The organism is Burkholderia sp. APQ4-4ca (assembly GCF_057837105.1).
Map to the genome: position 1 here is coordinate 1 of NZ_JBYQCG010000034.1, position 306 is coordinate 306.

Annotated in this window: 1 protein-coding gene; it reads right to left on the bottom strand. The window is 68.0% G+C overall.

The features are described from left to right. Positions 1-306: FAD-dependent oxidoreductase (locus AC3IFE_RS01535; RefSeq protein ID WP_489189385.1), on the bottom strand; the 306-nt coding region annotated here is incomplete at both ends.

The following is a 306-nucleotide window of genomic DNA, read 5'->3' on the forward strand; positions in this document are numbered from 1 at the left end:
CCTTCGATCACCCCTGTATACATAGGCGAACGGTCGAGACCGCCGCGAATGATGTCGTGCGTGCGCTCGTTCGTATGCGTGACCCAGCACGGCAGCTGCTGTGGATGCTGCTCCGCGCGGCCCAGGAACGAGAACACGGGACTCGGATCGAGGTCGCCCGGCTGCTCGTCGAGCTTCGAGAAGTCGATCGTCCGGCCGTCGATACGCGGCGGCGTACCGGTCTTCAGCCGGCCCTGCGGCAGCTTCAGCTCCTTCAGGCGCGACGACAGCGACACGGCCGCCGGATCGCCCGCGCGACCGCCCGTG